Origin of the sequence: Aureimonas pseudogalii (genome assembly GCF_014196835.1) — a bacterium.
Classification (GTDB): domain Bacteria; phylum Pseudomonadota; class Alphaproteobacteria; order Rhizobiales; family Rhizobiaceae; genus Aureimonas; species Aureimonas pseudogalii.
Genome location: NZ_JACIEK010000012.1, coordinates 38814 through 57049, shown reverse-complemented (window position 1 = coordinate 57049; position 18236 = coordinate 38814). Strand labels below are relative to the sequence as shown.

The 18236-nt window shown below is 69.8% G+C and carries 16 protein-coding genes and 2 pseudogenes; 6 read left to right on the top strand and 12 right to left on the bottom strand.

Going from position 1 to position 18236, the window contains the following annotated elements:
* Positions 1-135: 135 nt before the first annotated feature.
* Positions 136-768 (top strand): LysE family translocator, encoded by a 633-nt coding sequence (locus GGR04_RS18065; RefSeq protein WP_183201307.1) that lies wholly within the window; start codon positions 136-138, stop codon positions 766-768.
* Between the two features lie 156 nt (positions 769-924).
* Here the strand turns inward: GGR04_RS18065 and GGR04_RS18060 are convergent, their stop codons facing one another.
* Positions 925-3258 (bottom strand): FdhF/YdeP family oxidoreductase, encoded by a 2334-nt coding sequence (locus tag GGR04_RS18060; RefSeq protein WP_183201306.1) that lies wholly within the window; start codon positions 3256-3258, stop codon positions 925-927.
* A gap of 130 nt (positions 3259-3388) precedes the next feature.
* The gene (locus tag GGR04_RS18055) at positions 3389-3916 is read right to left on the bottom strand and encodes a L,D-transpeptidase family protein (protein WP_183201305.1); all 528 of its coding nucleotides are present in this window, start codon (positions 3914-3916) and stop codon (positions 3389-3391) included.
* 117 nt (positions 3917-4033) lie between these two features.
* Here GGR04_RS18055 and GGR04_RS18050 point away from each other — a divergent pair, with 117 nt between their 5' ends.
* From GGR04_RS18050 to GGR04_RS18040, 3 genes are all read left to right on the top strand, one after another.
* Complete coding sequence (locus GGR04_RS18050; protein WP_183201304.1) at positions 4034-4717, top strand: response regulator transcription factor; 684 nt, start codon at positions 4034-4036, stop codon at positions 4715-4717.
* A 219-nt stretch (positions 4718-4936) separates the two neighbouring features.
* On the top strand, positions 4937-5419 hold the full coding sequence (locus GGR04_RS18045) for a cyclic nucleotide-binding domain-containing protein (protein ID WP_183201303.1): 483 nt from the start codon (positions 4937-4939) through the stop codon (positions 5417-5419).
* Between the two features lie 29 nt (positions 5420-5448).
* The gene (locus GGR04_RS18040; RefSeq protein WP_183201302.1) at positions 5449-6360 is read left to right on the top strand and encodes an alpha/beta fold hydrolase; all 912 of its coding nucleotides are present in this window, start codon (positions 5449-5451) and stop codon (positions 6358-6360) included.
* A gap of 60 nt (positions 6361-6420) precedes the next feature.
* On the opposite strand, the gene GGR04_RS18035 is transcribed toward GGR04_RS18040, so the two are convergent.
* Positions 6421-7224 carry an exodeoxyribonuclease III gene (locus tag GGR04_RS18035; RefSeq protein WP_183201301.1) on the bottom strand — a complete coding sequence of 268 codons (804 nt, stop codon included), beginning with the start codon at positions 7222-7224 and terminating at the stop codon, positions 6421-6423.
* An 81-nt stretch (positions 7225-7305) separates the two neighbouring features.
* On the bottom strand, positions 7306-7683 hold the full coding sequence (locus GGR04_RS18030; RefSeq protein WP_183201300.1) for a VOC family protein: 378 nt from the start codon (positions 7681-7683) through the stop codon (positions 7306-7308).
* 153 nt (positions 7684-7836) lie between these two features.
* Between GGR04_RS18030 and GGR04_RS18025 the strand changes: the two genes are divergently transcribed.
* Positions 7837-8718 carry an alpha/beta fold hydrolase gene (locus GGR04_RS18025; protein WP_183201299.1) on the top strand — a complete coding sequence of 294 codons (882 nt, stop codon included), beginning with the start codon at positions 7837-7839 and terminating at the stop codon, positions 8716-8718.
* Between the two features lie 34 nt (positions 8719-8752).
* On the opposite strand, the gene GGR04_RS18020 is transcribed toward GGR04_RS18025, so the two are convergent.
* The 5 genes and pseudogenes from GGR04_RS18020 to GGR04_RS24715 all read right to left on the bottom strand — a co-directional run.
* Positions 8753-9010 carry a hypothetical protein gene (locus GGR04_RS18020; protein WP_183201383.1) on the bottom strand — a complete coding sequence of 86 codons (258 nt, stop codon included), beginning with the start codon at positions 9008-9010 and terminating at the stop codon, positions 8753-8755.
* Between the two features lie 120 nt (positions 9011-9130).
* Complete coding sequence (locus GGR04_RS18015; protein WP_183201298.1) at positions 9131-10249, bottom strand: metallophosphoesterase; 1119 nt, start codon at positions 10247-10249, stop codon at positions 9131-9133.
* Positions 10250-10468: 219 nt separating this feature from the next.
* A complete protein-coding gene (locus tag GGR04_RS18010) occupies positions 10469-11119 on the bottom strand; it encodes an outer-membrane lipoprotein carrier protein LolA (protein ID WP_183201297.1) in 651 nt (216 codons plus the stop codon).
* A 204-nt stretch (positions 11120-11323) separates the two neighbouring features.
* Positions 11324-13027, bottom strand: a pseudogene (locus GGR04_RS24720) (DNA translocase FtsK); the annotation flags it as partial.
* A gap of 1059 nt (positions 13028-14086) precedes the next feature.
* Positions 14087-14590 (bottom strand): annotated as a pseudogene (locus GGR04_RS24715) (DNA translocase FtsK 4TM domain-containing protein); the annotation flags it as partial.
* A gap of 364 nt (positions 14591-14954) precedes the next feature.
* Between GGR04_RS24715 and GGR04_RS18000 the strand changes: the two are divergent.
* Complete coding sequence (locus tag GGR04_RS18000; protein WP_183201295.1) at positions 14955-15260, top strand: GNAT family N-acetyltransferase; 306 nt, start codon at positions 14955-14957, stop codon at positions 15258-15260.
* Positions 15261-15338: 78 nt separating this feature from the next.
* Here GGR04_RS18000 and GGR04_RS17995 read toward each other — a convergent pair whose 3' ends face one another.
* From GGR04_RS17995 to tesB, 3 genes are all read right to left on the bottom strand, one after another.
* Positions 15339-16715, bottom strand: coding sequence for an ammonium transporter (locus GGR04_RS17995; protein ID WP_183201294.1), 1377 nt, complete (start codon positions 16713-16715; stop codon positions 15339-15341).
* Positions 16716-16732: 17 nt separating this feature from the next.
* Positions 16733-17071 carry a P-II family nitrogen regulator gene (locus GGR04_RS17990; RefSeq protein WP_183201293.1) on the bottom strand — a complete coding sequence of 113 codons (339 nt, stop codon included), beginning with the start codon at positions 17069-17071 and terminating at the stop codon, positions 16733-16735.
* Positions 17072-17339: 268 nt separating this feature from the next.
* Positions 17340-18200 (bottom strand): acyl-CoA thioesterase II, encoded by an 861-nt coding sequence (gene tesB, locus GGR04_RS17985; protein WP_183201292.1) that lies wholly within the window; start codon positions 18198-18200, stop codon positions 17340-17342.
* Between the last annotated feature and the right edge of the window lie 36 nt (positions 18201-18236).

The following is an 18236-nucleotide window of genomic DNA, read 5'->3' as shown; positions in this document are numbered from 1 at the left end:
CCTGACCGGACGCGATCGGCACGGCCACTTGTCGCGCTTGCTCCGCCTTCGCGCGGCCGGCCCGCACGGTCATTTTCTCTCTTGCGGCGCGCGGCGCCCTGTGGATCGCTCGGCCTCCCGAAGCGGAGACATTCCATGACGATCGAACATTGGCTCGCCTTCACCGCCGCCTCGGCGGTGCTTCTCGCCATTCCCGGCCCGACGATCCTCCTCGTCGTCTCCCATGCGCTGACCCACGGGCGCCGGGTCGCGCGCGCTTCGGTGGCCGGCGTCGCGCTCGGCGACTTCACGGCCATGACCGCCTCGATGCTCGGGCTCGGCGCCCTGCTCGCGACCTCGGCGGTCCTCTTCACCACGCTGAAATGGCTCGGCGCGGCCTATCTCGTCTATCTCGGCCTCAAGCTCTGGCGCGCTCCCGTGGCGGAGGATGCACGGCCGGAAGAGGATCCCCGCGAGGAGACCAGCGCGCTACGGATCTTCCTCCACACCTATGCGGTGACGGCGCTGAACCCCAAGAGCCTCGTCTTCTTCGTCGCCTTCCTGCCGCAGTTCCTCGACGCCTCCGCACCGCTCGCGCCGCAGATGATCGTCTTCGAGGCGACGTTCCTCGTGCTCGCGACGATCAATGCCAGCCTCTATGCGGGCCTCGCCTTCGCCGCGCGCCAGCGCATTCGCCAGCCCCGTGTCCGCCGCGCGGTGAACCGCACCGGCGGCACGCTGATGATCGCCGCCGGGCTCCTCGCTCTCGGCTGGCGCCGGACGGCCTGACGCGGCGACACCGGACGATGCATCGGCAAGTTTAGCCGCATCGACCGACCCCGCACCGGGAGGCAAGCCTCAAGCGGACTTGCCTCTCGGTGCACCGAACGAACGGTGCGGGAAAGCCCGCCCGTCGCTCGCTCGATTGCTCGATTGCTCTCCCCGCTACTCCGCCGCCACCGCCTGCGGGATGGCACGCACGACGCGGATCGGCACGGATTTCGCAGCCGGCACATGCGCCTGCTTCTCGTGGTGCCAGAGCGGGATGAGCTTGTTGAGCTCGGGATAGTAGCCGCCGACATTGCCCTTCGGCAGCTTGTAGGAGTGGACCCGAAGCCCTTCGACGCGTCGCTCCACGCCGTCGTCGGCATGGGTCTCGACGTCGACGAAGTCCTGATCGCGCAGGCCCATGCGCTCCATGTCGTCCTTGTTCATCAGCAGGATCTCGCGCGAGCCCGAGATGCCCCGCAGCCGGTCGTCGTAGCCGTAGACCGTGGTGTTGAACTGGTCGTTGGAGCGCAGCGTCATCAGCTTGAAGACGTCGTGGCCCTCGACGCTGATGTCGGGATCGACGTCGAACCCGTCCTCGGGCAGCAGGAAGTTGGCCTTGCCGCTCTCGGTCTTCCAATCGCGCCGGCAGGCCGGCAGGTCGCGGTGGAAGCCGCCGGGCTGCAGGAAGCGCGCGTTGAAATCCTTGAAATACTGGGGATAGCAGCGCTCGATCTCGTCGCGAACGCGCGAATAGTCGGCCACCCAGTCGTCCCAGGGAATGGTGCTCTTGCCCGCCACTGTCGCCTTGGCGAGCTCTGCGACGATCTTCGTCTCCGACAGGAGTTCGGGCGAGGCCGGCGGGCGCCAGCCCTTGGAGCCATGGATGCAGGCGGTGGAGTCCTCGATCGACACCGTCTGGTCGCCGGTCGCCTGCGTGTCGCGCTCGATGCGGCCGAGGCAGGGCAGGATGTAGGTGACCTCGCCCGGCAGCAGGTGGTTGCGGTTGAGCTTGGTGGAGATCTGCACGTGCAGCCGCAGCCGGCGCCACGCCTCCTCGATCTTGGCGGTCTCGGGGACCGCCCGCGAGAAATTGCCGCCAAGGCCGATGAAGGCCTTCACCGAGCCGTCGATGATGCCCTCGCAGGCTTCCACCGTCGCCATGCCCTTCTCGCGCGGCGGCTCGAAGCCGTAGAACTCGGCGAACTTGTCGAGCGGCGCGAGCTCGGGCTTCTCGGTCATCCCGACCGTGCGCTGTCCTTGAACGTTGGAATGCCCGCGGATCGGCGAGATGCCGGCGCCGGGCTTGCCGATATTGCCGCGCATGAGGAGGAGGTTCACCAGCATCTGCACGTTCTCCACGCCGTGCCGGTGCTGAGTGAGGCCCATGCCGTAATGCGCCATGACGGCCTTGGAACGGGCGTAGACGCGACCGACCTCTTCGAGATCGCCCTGCGGGAGGCCCGCGACGCGGGTGATCTCATCCCACTCGGCGGCCCGCACGAAACGCTCGAACGCCTCGAACCCGTGGCAGTGCTCCTTGATGAAGGCGGTGTCGAGCACCCGCTCGCGGCCCGCCTCGCGCGCCGCGTCGTCGAGCGCGAACACCGCCTTGGCGATGCCGGTGATCGCGGCGATGTCGCCGCCGCAGCGCACCTGGAAATAGTCCGTCGACATCTTCGTCCCCTCGTCGGGGGAGAGCATCTCGGTGGGCGCCTGCGGGTTCTTGAACCGCATCAGCCCGCGTTCCTCGATCGGGTTGAACGTGTAGACGGGAACGCCGCGCTTCCTCGCCTCCTGCAACGGGTGCAGCAGGCGCGGCGCGTTGGTGCCGGTGTTGTGCCCGAAGAAGAGCATCATGTCCGACTGCTCGAAATCCTCGTGCTGGATCGTGCCGACCGGCGAGCCGATCGACAGCGGCAGGCCGACCGATGTCGACTCGTGGCACATGTTGGAGGAATCCGGCAGGTTGGCGTGGCCGTAGATGCGCGCCAGCAGCTGGTACATGAAGGTGGTCTCGAGCGAGGCGCGGCCCGAGGCGTAGAAGATGGTGGATTTGGGATCGAGCGCCTGCAGCTCGCGCCCGATCTCGGCGAAGGCGCTCTCCCAAGTCACGGGAACGTACTGGTCGAGCGAGGCGTCGTAGCGCAGCGGCGAGGTGAGGCGCCCGTTCTTCTCCAGCTCGTAGTCGGTCCAGCTCAGGAGTTCGCTGACGCGGTGGCGGGCGAAGAAGTCCTTGTCGGTGCGTTTCTTGGTCTGCTCCCAGATCGTCGCCTTGGCGCCGTTCTCGCAGAACTCGAAGGCGTGGCTGTCGGCGGGCTTGGCCCACGAACAGGAGACGCACATGAAGCCGTCGGCCTTGTTCTGCTTGAACAAAGTGTTCCAGATCGTCGAGACCGCCAGCCCTTCCGCGATGCTCTTCGTCGCCAGCGACTTCACCGAGCCCCAGCCGCCCGTCGGGTGCTCGTAGGGTTCGACGCGGGGTTTGGACTGAAGCTCGCTGCGATCCATGGTCATCCATCCTGTGGCGTCGCGCGATGCAGGCCAGAAGAGTGCAGCGGCGATGCCGGTACAATCGCAGGGGAGCGATGCGGGTTCCCCGGTGCGACGCCGCGACCGGAGAAACGCTGCCTTCCGGCTTTTAGCGGCGGACGTCGATCCGCACGCCCGGTCGCAGCAGCGGCGCGAGGCGCTCCATGTCGCGGCGCGAGACGGCGATGCACCCTTCCGTCGGCGCGTAGCCGGCCTTCGCCACATGGAGGAAGATCGCGCTGCCCGCCCCGCGCATCCGGCGCCGGACGTTCCAGTCGAGCACCACCACCACGTCGTAGAGCCGATCCGCGCGCCGCATCGCCTCGGTGCTGGCGGGAAAGGGCAGGCGCACCGGGCGGTTGTAGGCGGCGTGCCCCGGCGCGTCGCACCAGCCGTCGCGGCCGCGAATGGGCTTCAGCGGCAGCGGGCAGCCGGCGGGCCGCGCCCGGCCCGGCCGCCAGAAGCCGGAGAGCACTGCCATCGAGGCCAAGGGCGTGCGCCCGTCGCCCTCGCGCTTGCGCCAGCCGATTCCGGAGCGCCCGAGCGCGCAGGGCAGGCGTAGCGGGCCGGCGACGAGAACGCCGCGACGCGGGTCGAGCGGCGAGGCGCGCACGACGATTTCGGGGCCGAACCGCATTTTTCGAGGATTCAAGACTGGAAAAACCGACATGCCGCTCACAAATTGTTTCAGGTTGGGCCCTCGCGTCCTCGCCGCGTCGGCCGGTCGCCGTCGCCCCTAGCACGGGACCCATGCATGAGCGCACGTAGCATTCTGGTCGTCGACGACGACGACGATCTGCGCACCACCCTCGTCGAGCAGCTGTCGCTGCATGAAGAGTTCGTCGTCTCGCAGGAGCCCACCGCCACCAAGGGCATCAACGCCGCGCGCACCGGCATCGTCGATCTCGTGATCATGGATGTCGGCCTGCCCGACATGGACGGGCGCGAGGCCGTGAAGTTGCTGCGCAAGTCCGGCTTCAAGGCTCCCGTCATCATCCTCACCGGCCAGGACGCCGATGCCGACACGATCCTCGGGCTGGAGGCGGGCGCCAACGACTACGTCACCAAACCCTTCCGCTTCGCAGTGCTGCTCGCGCGCATCCGCGCCCAGTTGCGCCAGCACGAGCAGAGCGAGGACGCCACCTTCCAGGTCGGCCCCTACGTGTTCAAGCCGAGCCAGAAGGTGCTGATCGACGACAAGGGCGGCAAGATCCGGCTGACCGAGAAGGAGACGGCGATCATCCGCTACCTCTACCGGGCCGACCGGCGCGTGGTGACGCGCGACGTGCTGCTCGAGGAGGTGTGGGGCTACAATTCCGGCGTCACCACCCACACGCTGGAAACCCATGTCTACCGCCTGCGCCAGAAGATCGAGCCCGAGCCCTCCAACGCGCGGCTGATCGTCACCGAATCGGGCGGCTACAAGCTGATGCCCTGAGAGGTGTCCGCCCCGGCCGTGTGGCAGAGCGGAAACGCGTCGGTCGCATTTGATGGGTTTCCAGCGCGCCGACCCGCTGGCGACCGCGAAAAGGCTTTCGGTTCGCCGCGTTTCTTGCGATCACGGGAGAACACGACCCCTCCGTCGCGTCGCCACCCGGCGGCGTACGGGCTTTCAAGCGGTTCGGTCAGGCGTTGAGCGAAGGATGAACGACCCGGCATGAGCCTCGAAAGCGACATGGAGGTTCTCGGCGACGTCTCCCTGTTCCGGAACCTGACGCGCGACCAGCTGCGCCTTCTCGCCTTCGGCGCCGAGCATCGCTTCCTGCGCCAGGGCGAGATCCTGTTCCGGGCCGAGGCGCGGGCCGACGCCGGCTTCGTGATCGCGTCGGGCGAAGTGCATCTCGTGCTCGGCGAGGGCACCGAGCGCACGGTGGCGAGAACGCTCGGGCGCGGCACGCTGCTCGGCGAGATGGCGCTGATGGCCGACACGCGGCGCCCGACCTCCGCCGTCACCGCCACCGACTGCGACCTCATCCGCGTCTCGCGCCCGCTGTTCCGGCGCATGCTGCAGGAATATCCCGACATCGCGCTCGCCCTCCACGAGCAGATCCGCGCCGAGTTCCTCGACATGAGCGCCCGCATCCTGGCGCTGTCCGACGTGTTCGAGGACGACGAGGACGAGACGCCGAACGGGGCCTGAGCCCTGCATCGTCCGAGGAGCGTTCGACCATGTTCGAGGATTTCCATCTCGAAGAGCGCGACGTCTCGGGCGCGCGGCTGCGCGTGCGGCACGCAGGCAACGGACCACCGGTTCTCCTCCTGCACGGACACCCCCGCACCCACACGACCTGGTGGCGCGTCGCGCCGCTTCTGGCGCGGCATCATCACGTCGTCTGCCCGGACCTGCGCGGTTTCGGGCGATCCTCGCAACCGACCGACACGCCGGACCATCGCCTGTCGTCGAAGCGCGAAAAGGCGCGGGACGGCGTCGAGCTGATGGCGGCGCTCGGCTTCGAGCGCTTCGCCGTCGTCGGCCACGATCGCGGCGCCTACACCGCCTTCCGTATGGCGATGGACCATCCCGGCCGCATCACGCATCTGGCGGTTCTCGACGCCGTGCCGATCGTCGAGGCGCTGGAGCGCTGCGACGCGCGCTTCGCCGCGGCTTGGTGGCACTGGTTCTTCTTCGCCCAGCCGGAGAGGCCCGAGCGCGCGATCCTCGCCGATCCCGACCGCTGGTACGCCGGGACGCCGGAGGCGATGGGCGAGGAAAACCACCGCGACTTCCGCGACGCGACGCGCGATCCCGCCGTGGTGCACGGGATGCTGGAGGACTACCGCGCCGGGCTCGGCATCGACCGGCGCCACGACGAGGAGGACCGTGCCCTCGGGCGGCGCGTCGAGGCGCCCGTCCACGTCCTCTGGTCGCGGCGCGACGATCTCGAGAGCCTCCATGGCGACGTCCTGGCCGTGTGGCAGCCGTGGGCGCGCACGCTGACGGGCCGCGGCCTCGACTGCGGCCACCACATGGCCGAGGAGGCCCCGGACGAACTCGCCGCGGAGCTCCTCGCCTTCCTCGCCCGTCCGGGCATTGCCGGGTCACCGCCAGCCGATCCGCCGCCAACCGATCCGGCCGGCTAGAGCCCTGTCTCGGTGCATCGTCCGGGCGTGGAGGCCGACCCGGCTTCCACGGGAAAGACTCTAGAGATCGAAGCGGGCGATCACCGGCACGTGGTCGGATGGGCGCTCCCAGCCGCGAGCCTCGCGCAGCACCTCGATCCCTCGCAGATCCGCGACGAGATCGCCCGAGCCCCAGACATGGTCGAGCCGGCGGCCCTTGTCGGCGGCGTCCCAATCCTTCGCGCGGTAGCTCCACCAGGTGTAGAGCTTCTCGGGCACGGGGATGGCGTGTCGCATCAGGTCGGCCCAGCCGCCCTCAGTGATGACGCGGATCATGCCCTCGGTCTCCACCGGCGTGTGCGAGACGACCTTGAGGAGCTGCTTGTGCGACCAGACGTCGGCCTCGAAGGGCGCGATGTTGAGATCGCCGACGAGGATCGAGGAAACGCCGGGCTCGCCCGAGGCGCGCATCGCCCGCATCTCCTCGAGGAAGTCGAGCTTGTGGCGGAACTTCGGGTTGACCGCCGGGTCGGGCTCGTCGCCGCCGGCGGGAACGTAGAGATTGTGGATGCGGATGCGCTTTTCTCCCGCCTCCACTCGCACCGAGAGGTGACGCGCGTCGCCGACCGCGCAGAAATCCTGGCGCACCACGTCGTCGAAGGGAAGTTTCGAGATCGTCGCGACGCCGTGATAGCCCTTCTGCCCGTGGATCGCGACATGCGGGTAGCCGATCGCCTCGAAGGCGGCGTGCGGAAACAGGTCGTTCGGACACTTGGTCTCCTGCAGGCACAGGATGTCGGGCTCGAAGCGCCGGAGGAAGGTCTCCACGATCGGCAGGCGCAGACGCACCGAGTTGATGTTCCAGGTGGCGATCGTGAAGGGCATGGCGGCTTTCGAAGCGCTGGCAGGGGTCGCCGACCGGGTTAGGCGAAGCCTTCCCTCCCCACAAGGCCAGCGGCAGCGCTCTCACTCGTAGCGCGAGACTTCCACCAGATTGCCGTCGGGATCGCGGAAGTAGACCGAGAGCATCGGGCCGCGCGCGCCGGTGCGCTCGACCGGTCCGAGCTCGACGGCGACGCCCGCATGCCCGAGCCGCTCGACGATTTCACGCAGCGGATGGCGCATCACCAAACAGAAATCCGCGGCGCCGGGCGTCGGACGTCGCGCCTTCGGCTCGAAGGTGTGGTCGGCGGCGTGCACGTTGATCTTCTGCCCGCCGAAGAGGAGCGCCGCGGGCCGCCCCTCCTCGATGTGCCGGCGCATGCCGAGCGTGCGCTCGTAGAAGCCGAGCGTCGCCTCCAGATCGGCGACCGTCAGCACGAAATGGTCGATCCCGTCGATCATGTCTCGCCTTTCTCCCTCCCCTGCTGCATCCAAACTGCTGCAGCCCGTGCGCGTGGAAAGAGCCGGCGCGCCTGGCAACGGATCGATCGCCCCCGCGTTGGAGGACGGGCGACGCGGACGGGACGCTCGCCCGAGGGGAGACCAGACGCCACCATGTTCGAAGGCTTCGAGACGCGAACCCTCGCCGGCGACGGCGCCGAGATCTTCTGCCGCATCGCGGGCACGGGCGAGCCGCTGCTGCTGCTCCACGGCTATCCGCAGACCTCGGCCATGTGGGCGGGCATCGCGGAGCGTCTGGCCGAGCGCTTCACCGTGGTGGCGGCCGACCTTCGCGGCTACGGCCATTCCTCGATCCCCGACTCCACCGGCGGCGAGGGCTACACCAAGCGCCGCATGGGCGCCGACATGATCGCGATCATGCGCGGGCTCGGGCACGCGCGCTTCCGCCTCGCCGGCCACGACCGCGGCGGGCGCGTCGCCTACCGCATGGCGCTGGATCACCCGGACGCCGTGGAGCGTCTGGCGCTGCTCGACATCATTCCCACCGGCGAGATGTGGGACCGGGTGGATGCCGCGCGCATGGTCTCGTCCTACCACTGGGCCTTCCTGGCACAGCCGAACCCCCTGCCCGAGCGCCTGATCTCGGCCGACCCGGTGTTCTACCTCGACCACACGCTAGCGAGCTGGACCAAGGGCCGCTCCACCGCGCCCTTCGGCTCGCAGGCGCTGGCCGAATACCGCAAGTGCTTCTCGCGTCCCGGCGCCGTGCACGGGGCCTGCGAAGACTACCGTGCCGGCGCGACGCAGGACCGGGCCGACGACGAGGCGACGAGAGCATCGGGCGGGCGCATCGCCTGCCCGATGCTCGTCCTATGGGGTTCGGACGGAACGCCGGCCGCCTCGGGCGATCCGCTGGCCATCTGGCGCGACTGGGCAGGCGACGTCGAGGGCCGCGCGATCGACGCCGGACACTTCCTCGTGGAGGAGGCGCCGGAGGAGACGCTGGACGCGCTCCTCGACTTCTTCGAGCGCTGACGACGGACCGGCGACGCGAACTGCCGGAGTGCCCCTACCAGACCCGTCCGTAGCCGGCGCCCGGCACCACGCCGCCGGGATAGCCGAGATCGTCGTAGAGGCGCTGGCGCCGGTCGAGCGCGCGGGCGAGGTCGATGCGCTGCAGGCACGCGGCAAACCCGTCCGTGCCCTTGCGGAAGCCGTAGCTGGAGCAGGTCGCCTCGTCGCGCGCCCGCCGCTCCGCGGGATCGCTCGTGACGCAGCCCGTCAGCAGCGCGAGCGCGGCGGCGAGGAGGAGAAGGCGGGTGGGCATGGCTGAAGCTCCGGTCGGCGGGCGAACCTTTCCATCACAACGCCCATGGCGGGGATCGGTTGTCGAGAAACGAGCCGGCCGGCCTTGCGGACCCTGCGAACCCGCCTCTCCGAGCCGGCGTCAGGGCGCGGCGCGCAGCGTGATGCGGGTCAGCTCGGACGGGCGCCCGAGACGCAGCGCGAAGCCCGGCCAGAGGGCGGTGCCGTTGCTGACGTAGAGCACCATGTCGCCGACCGGATATCGACCGGAGACGAAGCCGTTGTTGGCGAGCGCGAAGATGCGGTCGAGCCCGAGGATCATCCCGCCATGGGTGTGACCGGAAAGCTGCAGCGCGACGCCGCGCGCGGCCGCCTCCGCCGCGTTGCGCGGCTGGTGGTCGAGCAGCAGGACGGGCGCTCCCGCTGGTGCGCCGGCGAGCGCGGCCCCGAGGTCGGGTCCGGGATCGCCGGTCTCGGCGGCCGAGACGTCGGTGACGCCGGCGAGCACGAGGGCGCCCTCGCCCCGCCGCAGCACCGTGTGCCCGTTGGCGAGCGGATGCATGCCGAGCTCCGCGAAATGGCGCATCCATGCCTCGTAGCCGAAGAAGTACTCGTGGTTGCCGGGGATCACCCAGACCCCGTCCGGCGCGCGGAGCCCGCGCAGCGGCTCGACGTCGGCGCGGCGCATGTCGAGCGTCCCGTCGATGAGGTCGCCGGTCACCACGATCAGGTCGACGCCGAGATCGTTGGAGCGCTCCACCACGCTGCGCGTCCAGGACGCGGGAAACAGGCGGGTGATGTGGAGGTCGGTGAGCTGCAGCAGCCGGTATCCGTCGAACTGCGGCGGCAGCCCGCGGATGGCGATCTCGACGTCCTTGAGCTCGGGAACGCGCGTCGCCTGGAAGACGCCGAGCGCCGCCAGAGCGATCGCGGCGACCCCGGCAGCGACGCGCAAGCCGTCCGGTATGAGCCAGGGGCTGCGCCGCACCGCCAGCACGACGAGAGCCGCGAGATCGAGGGCGATCTGCATCAGGGCGAGCAGCAGGATGGCCCCGAACGCGCCGTTGAAGAGGAGAATCAGCGCGCGGGGAAACTCGGGCGCAAAGACCGAGCCGGAGGACAGGCGGTTCCAGAGGTGGAACTGCGAGGCGCCGAGAATCAGCACGGCGAGCGCGAGCTTGATGGCGAACGGCGCGCTCAGCGGCCAGACGAACCGTGCGAGGACATAGAGGCTCGGCAGCGCGAAGACGAGGTGGAACATGGAGATCCTGGGATGGGCGGTCGCGATCTGCGGGCGGTCGCGGGGCCGGGAGCCGCAGGGGCCTTGCAAGGCTGGGCGCCCGCGGCTTCGTCGCCGGAGGCAGGCGCTGGCCGTCGCTCGCCGCGCGGCGTCTGCGCTCCTCGATGGGCCTGACGCGGGGCAGCGCGGGGCAAGGCGGAACGCCGCCTTGCCCCGCGTCACCCGTTCGGCGTCGCGCGCTCAGCGCTTGCCGGTCTGTCCGGCGGCGATCTGCTGGTAGGGGATGCTGAACAGGTCGTTGTCGATCGAGCCGCCGCTCTTCACGTCATAGACCATCACGGTCGTGTCCTTGCCCTGCGCATCGCGGATCGTCCACTGGCGCAGGTCGTAGGTGGCGGGGTCGAACATCATGGTGATGCGCGAATTGCCGAAGACCGACTTGTCGCCCATCACGATGGTGGTGAGATCCGAGGTCTGCTTCACCGACTGGATGTTGGCGGCCGAAAGGTCGATGCGCTGGTCGAGCAGCAGCTTCAGCGGCGTCTTCGACAGGGGATAGAGGTCCCAGGTGTTGAGCTTGCGGTTGTTCACCGCGACCTGGGAGCCGTCGGCGATGACGCGCACCGGCGAGCCCTTGTAGTCGAAGCGGATCTTGCCGGGCCGCTCCATCGAGAACGTGCCCTCGGTCTGGTTGCCGGCGGCGTCGAACTGCACGAAATTGCCGCTCATCGACTTCACGTTGGAGAAGTGGTCGGCGACCTTCTGGGCGGTTGCAGCCTCCTGGGCCTGGGCCGCGACAGGCGCGACGGCGACCGCGAGCGGCCCGGCGAGGGCGAGCACGGCCAACCCGGCGCGAAGAGTGGTGCGGAAAGCACGGGGGATGGTCGTCATGGTCGATCCTCGTTCGCGGAAAACCGTGGCGGCTCGTCGCCGACACGGCGGTCCGATCGTCTCGTTCGTCGGCATCGAGCCTAGCGGGCCGATCCGGCATCATTGCGACGCCGACGTCGTCCATCTCGAAATGGGGCGCCGGTCTCGGCCTCGCAAACCCATCGCGAGATCGTGTCCGGCTCCGGCGCCGGACACGGGCGTCGCTCAGGCGTTGTCGGTCGGCACCAGGATCTCGCGCTTGCCGGCGTGGTTGGCGGGGCCGACGATGCCCTCGCGCTCCATGCGCTCGATGATCGAGGCCGCGCGGTTGTAGCCGATCTGCAGCCGGCGCTGGACGTAGGAGGTCGAGGCCTTGCCGTCGCGCAGCACCACGGCCACCGCCTGGTCGTAGAGGTCGGCCGATTCGTCCATGCCGCCGCCGTCCTTGGCCCCGCCGTCCTTGCCGGGTGCACCGCCCTCCTCGTCCTCGTCCTCGAGGATCGCGTCGAGATAGTCGGGCACGCCCTGCGACTTGAGATGGCGCACCACCTCCTCGACCTCGGCGTCGTCGACGAAGGGACCGTGGACGCGCTGGATACGCCCGCCGCCGGCCATGAAGAGCATGTCGCCCATGCCGAGCAGCTGCTCGGCGCCCTGCTCCTGCAGGATGGTGCGGCTATCGATCTTCGAGGTCACCTGGAAGGAGATGCGGGTCGGGAAGTTGGCCTTGATCGTGCCGGTGATGACGTCGACCGAGGGGCGCTGCGTCGCCATGATGACGTGGATGCCGGCGGCGCGCGCCATCTGCGCGAGGCGCTGCACCGTGCCCTCGATGTCCTTACCTGCGACCATCATCAGGTCGGCCATCTCGTCGATGATGACGACGATGTAGGGCAGCGGCGCGAGGTCGAACTCCTCGGACTCGAAGATCGGCTCGCCGCTCTCGCGGTCGAAGCCCGTCTGCACCGTGCGCGAGATCGTCTCGCCGCGCTCGATGGCGCCGGCGACGCGCGCGTTGAAGCCGTCGATGTTGCGAACGCCCACCTTCGACATCTTGCGGTAGCGGTCCTCCATCTCGCGGACCGTCCATTTCAGCGCCACCACGGCCTTCTTCGGGTCGGTGACGACCGGCGAGAGAAGGTGCGGGATGCCGTCGTAGATCGAGAGCTCCAGCATCTTGGGGTCGATCATGATCATCCGGCACTCAGCCGGGGTCATCCGGTAGAGGAGCGACAGGATCATCGTGTTGATCGACACCGACTTGCCCGAGCCCGTGGTGCCGGCGACGAGGAGATGCGGCATCTTGGCGAGATCGGCGATCACGGCCTCGCCGCCGATCGTCTTGCCGAGCGCCAGCGCCAGCTTGGCCTTGGTGCCGGTGAAGGTCTCGGAGGCCAGCATTTCGCGGAAGTAGACGGTCTCGCGGCGCTGGTTCGGCAGTTCGATGCCGATGGCGTTCTTGCCGGGAATGACGGCGACGCGCGCCGCGATCGCCGACATCGAGCGGGCGATGTCGTCGGCAAGGCCGATGACGCGGCTCGACTTGATGCCGGGCGCGGGCTCCAGCTCGTAGAGCGTCACCACCGGGCCGGGCCGCACCTCGATGATCTCGCCCTTCACGCCGAAATCGTCGAGCACGCCTTCGAGCAGCCGCGCGTTCTCCTGAAGGATCTCGGGCGTCAGCGAATTGTCGCGGGTGCGCGGGCGCGGCGGCGACAGGAGGTCGATCGGCGGCAGCTCGAAGCGCGCGTTCATCTCGGGGTTGCCGAGCTCGGCGAGACGGGCGCGCGAGGACTGGCGCGAGACGCCGTCGCCGGACGCGGCGCTAACGACGCGCACCGGCGCGGCCTGCGGGCGAAGGGGCGCCGTGGGGCGTGCGTCGCTCGGCTGCGGGCGGGCGGGCGGCGCGGCCGGGCGCGGCAGCACGGGAGCGCGTACCGGCTCGGGCTCGGGGCGCGCGGCGCGCTTCAGGCCGGGAAAGGCCACGATGTTGTTGGCGAGGAAGCCGCGCCAGCCGCCGTTCGCCTCCGGCTCGTCGGCGGGCTCGCGGCGCTCGCCGGCCATGTCGAGCGCGGACTCGTCGGCCTCGGCGGCGATCCGCTCCTCCAGCGTCGGCAGGGTCTCGTCGCCGAGATCGGCGGTGCGCTCGCGCTCGTCCGCCTCGTCGTGCCAATCCTCGCGCACGTCGTCCTCGTAGGCGTCGGCATCGGTGTCGGCCTCGAAGGCGCGGGGCTCGTCGAACGTCTCGCGCGCGCCGAAGGGACCGGCCTGATCGATCTCGCCGTCGGTCTCGTCGTCGAAGCGCGGATCGTCGCGGTCGTCCGGATGCGGCTCGCCGCCCTTCGCCGCCTGGCGGGCGTCGCGCTGCGACACCTTGTAGGAGCCGTTCCAGTCGGAGCGCCCGTGGCGCACCGTGGCGCGGCTGGTGTCGACGGTGCGGCGCGCCGCCTGCGGCTCGGGCGCTTCAAGGGCTGGCATCGCCGCGCCGGCGGCGGTTCCCGTCGCGGCGAAGGCGGCCGCGGAGGCGGCAGTGCGCGCGGCCGGGGCCGGCATCACGAAATCACCGGCCTCGTCGGGATCGACCTCGCCGAAGGCATCGTCGAAATAGGGCGGCTGCACCACGCGGACCTCGCGCACGGCGGCGGCGGCGGCGGCGGGAGCGCCGCGCTGGGGATCGCGCAGCCGCGGCTCGGGCGCGGGCGGCAGCAGCGGCGCCTCGGCGTCCCATTCGCGGTGCGCGAAGGGATCGGCCCGGCGCCGGCGCATCTCGGCGAAATCGCCGACCCGGCGCGTCACGGCCGAGCGGGCGGCATAGGCCCAGTGCCCGGCGACGCCTGCCAGAAGCTGGAACCGGCCCTCGCGCTCGTCCTCCTCGTCGTCGCTCGCGAAGCGCTCGCGCTCACCGGGCGCGCCGTGCTCACCCGGCGCAAGCGTCTCGGGCACGCGGCCGACGAGGCCGGCGCCGGTGAGGAGGCACCAGGCGGCAGGCAGCGCGAAGAGCACGGCGAGGATCATCCCGAGCGCGCCCGTCGGGTAGGCGCCGGTGACGATTGCGGGAACCTTCAGGACGACGTCGCCGGCGATGCCGCCGAGGCCGATGGGCAGCGGCCAACCGGCGGGGGCCTCCAGCGAGCCGAGCGCCGCCGAGGCGAGCACCAGACCGCCGAGCGCCCACCAGGCGCGGCTGCCCGAGCGCCCGACGCGGCGCCCGACGAGCATCAGGATGCCGCGAATGGCGAGGACGAGCGGCAGCAGCACGCAGGCGAGGCCGAAGACCTGCATGCCGAGATCGGCCGCGACCGCCCCGGCGCCGCCCGCGAGATTGCGCACCGCGTTGCCGTTGGCATAGCTCAGCGAGGGATCGTCGATCGTCCAGGTGGCGAAGGCCACCCCCAGCCACACCGCGCCCGCCACGAGCGCAGCGCCGAGCGCCCTGCGCGCAGGGCGCCGGAGCGCGCCCGTCGATTCGTGCCTCGCGTCGATCGATGCCATCGTCATGCCCTTGAGCCCTGAAACCTTGCGGGCGGATCCCGGCGTCCGCCCTTCCCGAATCGTCCGCCGCGGCGCCGTGCCCGACGGTGCCGTGGGGGTCCGATCCCCTTGGAGCGAAGGTTAAGCGAGGGCGGGTTAAGGCGGCATTAACCCTGCCGGCAGCTTGGCCTTCGGCCGGGCCCCGAGGGCAGTGGAGCGAGTGGTGAAGGTCGCGACGGTAGCGAGCGGCTGGAGAGAAACGGGCAGGGATGAAGGTCCGGAGGGCGGCAAATCCGCGGCCGCAAAGTGATTGCGGAACGCTTGCTCCGCGCCCACGTCTTGCGCCGAAGGGCCGCACGGGCCCGCACCACAGGAGGATGGCGCGATGGAGATCGTTCACGAGGAAGCGGGACCGGGCCGTGGCCGCTTTACCTTCGGCGAGGGCCCTGAGCAAGCCGAGCTCACCTACTCCCCGGCCGGGCGGGGCGAGGCGCTCGTCTTCGACCACACGTTCGTGCCGACCTCGCTGCGCGGCCGCGGCATCGCCGAGGCGCTGGTGGAGCGGGCGGTGGCCCATGCCCGCGAGACGGGTCGCAAGGTGGTGCCGGCCTGCTCCTACGTGCGCGCCCTGTTCGAGCGCCATCCCGAGCGCTACGCGGACCTTCGCCCCGAGGCGGCTCCGCACGGCTGACGGCGGCCGCACCCGAAACGAGAAACGGCAGGCGGATCGCTCCGCCTGCCGTTCCGGTTCGCGAGTAGTCCCGAGGGATCAGGAGTGGTAGGCGACCTCGCCGTGCGAGGTGAGGTCGAGACCTTCGCGCTCGGCCTCGACGCTCGGCCGCAGGCCGACCACCAGATCGACGATCTTGTAGGCGACCACGGCGACGATCGCGGTCCAGACGACGGTGACGCCGATGCCCCAGACCTGAGTGACGGTCTGGGCGGCCATGGCGTATTCCGCGCCGGCCGCCGCGCCCGTGCCGCCGAGCGAGGGCGCGGTGAAGATGCCGGTGCCGACCGCCCCGATGATGCCGCCGACGCCGTGGATGCCGAAGACGTCGAGCGAGTCGTCGTAGCCGAACTTCGGCTTCACCACCGCCACGAAGAAGTAGCAGACCGCCGAGGCGATGGCGCCGAGCACGATGGCGCCGACCGGGCCCACCGTTCCCGCCGCCGGCGTCACGGCGACGAGGCCGGCGACGAGGCCGGAGGCCGCGCCCAGCATCGAGGCCTTGCCGCGGGCGAAGGTCTCGATGAGCGCCCAGGCGACGATGGCGCCGGCCGTGGCGGTGAAGGTGTTCATCATGGCGAGCGCGGCGCCGCCATTGGCCTCGAGGTTGGAGCCGGCGTTGAAGCCGAACCAGCCGACCCAGAGGATCGAGGCGCCGACCATGGTCAGCGTCATCGAGTGCGGGGCCATGTTGTCGCGGCCGAGGCCCTGGCGCTTGCCGACCATGAACGAGCCGATGAGCGCCGCGATGCCGGCGTTGATGTGGACGACCGTGCCGCCGGCGAAGTCGAGCGCGCCCCAGCCGTAGATCAGGCCGTTGGCGTCCCACACCATGTGCGCGATCGGGAAGTAGGCGAAGGTCACCCAGAGGATGGTGAACAGCACCACCGCCGAGAACTTGATGCGCTCGGCGAAGGCGCCGACGATCAGCGCCGGCGTGATGCAGGCGAAGGTCATCTGGAAGGCGATGAACACGTATTCCGGGATCACCACGCCCTTGGTGAAGGTCGCCGACATCGACGAGGCGTCGACGCCCGAGAGGAAGACCTTCGCGAGGCCGCCCCAATACGGGCTGGTGGAGCCGCCGAAGGCCATCGAGTAGCCGTAGAGCGTGTAGATGATGATCACCACGGCGGTGATCATGGTGCACTGCATGAGCACCGACAGCATGTTCTTGGCGCGCACCAGGCCGCCGTAGAACAGCGCGAGGCCGGGGATGATCATGAACAGGACGAGCGCCGTGGAGACGAGCATCCAGGCGACGTCGCCCTTGTCCATTGCGTCGGCCACCACGGCGGCGACGTCGGCCGGAACGGCTTCGGGCGCCGGCGCGATGCCGGTGTCCTGCGCGAAGGCGAGCGCGGCGAACAGGGCGTTCGCGGCGAGGGCCAGGGTCGGAATCTTCAAGAGACGCATGATGATGTCGTATCCCCTCAGAGCGCGTTCGAGTCGGTTTCACCGGTGCGGATGCGCACGGCCTGTTCGATGCCGAACACGAAGATCTTGCCGTCGCCGATCTGGCCGGTCTTGGCCGCCGCGGCGATGACGTCCACCGCGCGGTCGACCATGTCGGCGGCGACGGCCACCTCGATCTTCAGCTTGGGCAGGAACGAGACCGCGTATTCGGTGCCGCGGTAGATCTCGGTGTGGCCCTTCTGGCGCCCGTAGCCCTTGACCTCGGTCACGGTCAGACCCTGGATCCCGACGCCGGTCAGCGCTTCGCGCACCTCGTCCAGCTTGAATGGCTTGATGATGGCCATCACGATTTTCATGTGCACCTCGAACCCGTAGCGAACGAACCACCCCCCGCGGGCGTCCGACCAAACAAGGACCCGGCGGCGGCATGCCGACCGGGAGCAAGCTTGTTATAACCAAGATGCGTGCCAATTGGGCGAAGAGCGGCGCCACCGACCCGAATGGTGCGGCGCAAAGGGCCGACATGCCCGCCGGCTGAACAGCCTTGGCCGGGAATATCGAAGCCTGCTGCTCAAGTTTTCGGCAGATGATCATCTTTCCGGCAGGAAAGATGGCAGATTCGTGTCAGCGCCGGGGTCGGATCAGCCCTTCCTGCGCCACCGAGGCGACGAGCACGCCCGCCCTCGTGAAGAGCGAACCGCGCGTCAGGCCGCGCCCGCCCGAGGACGACGGGCTGTCCTGCGCATAGAGCAGCCAGTCGGTGACGCGCACCGGCCGGTGGAACCACATGGCGTGGTCGAGGCTCGCCGCCTGGATGCCGGCGTCGAACACCGAGAGGCCGTGCGCGAAGAGCGAGGTGTCGAGCAGCGTCATGTCCGAGAGATAGGCCAGCACCGCGGCGTTCAGCGCCGGCTCGTCGCCGATCTCGCCGAGGACGCGCACCCAGATGTGCTGGCGCGGCGGCAGTTTCTCCTGCGTGAAATAATGCTCGGTCGAGACGGGCCGGAACTCGATCGGGCGCGGCCGCGTCCAGTAGCGCCGGATCGCTTCGGGCGCGCGCGCCAGGATCTCGCGCGTCAGCGCCTCGCCCGAGGGCAGCTCGTCCGGGCCGGGCACGCCCGGCATCTCCACCTGATGGTCGAGCCCCTCCTCCTCCCGCTGGAACGAGGCCGAGAGCGTGAAGATCGCCGCGCCGTGCTGGATCGCCACCACGATGCGCGTGGTGAAGGAGCCGCCGTCGCGGATGCGCCGCACCTCGTAGATCACCGGCACGCGCGGATCGCCCGGCCGCACGAAATAGCCGTGCAGCGAGTGCACCGGGCGATCCTCCGGCACGGTGCGCTGCGCGGCCACCAGCGCCTGCGCGATCACCTGCCCGCCGAAGATGCGCTGCCAGCCGACGTCGGGGCTGTTGCCGCGATAGAGGTTCTCCTCGATACGCTCGAGATCGAGCGTGCGGATGAGGCTGGCGACGCTGTCGTTCATGTCCGCTCTTTCCTAATCCCTGGTGCCCGATCTCTC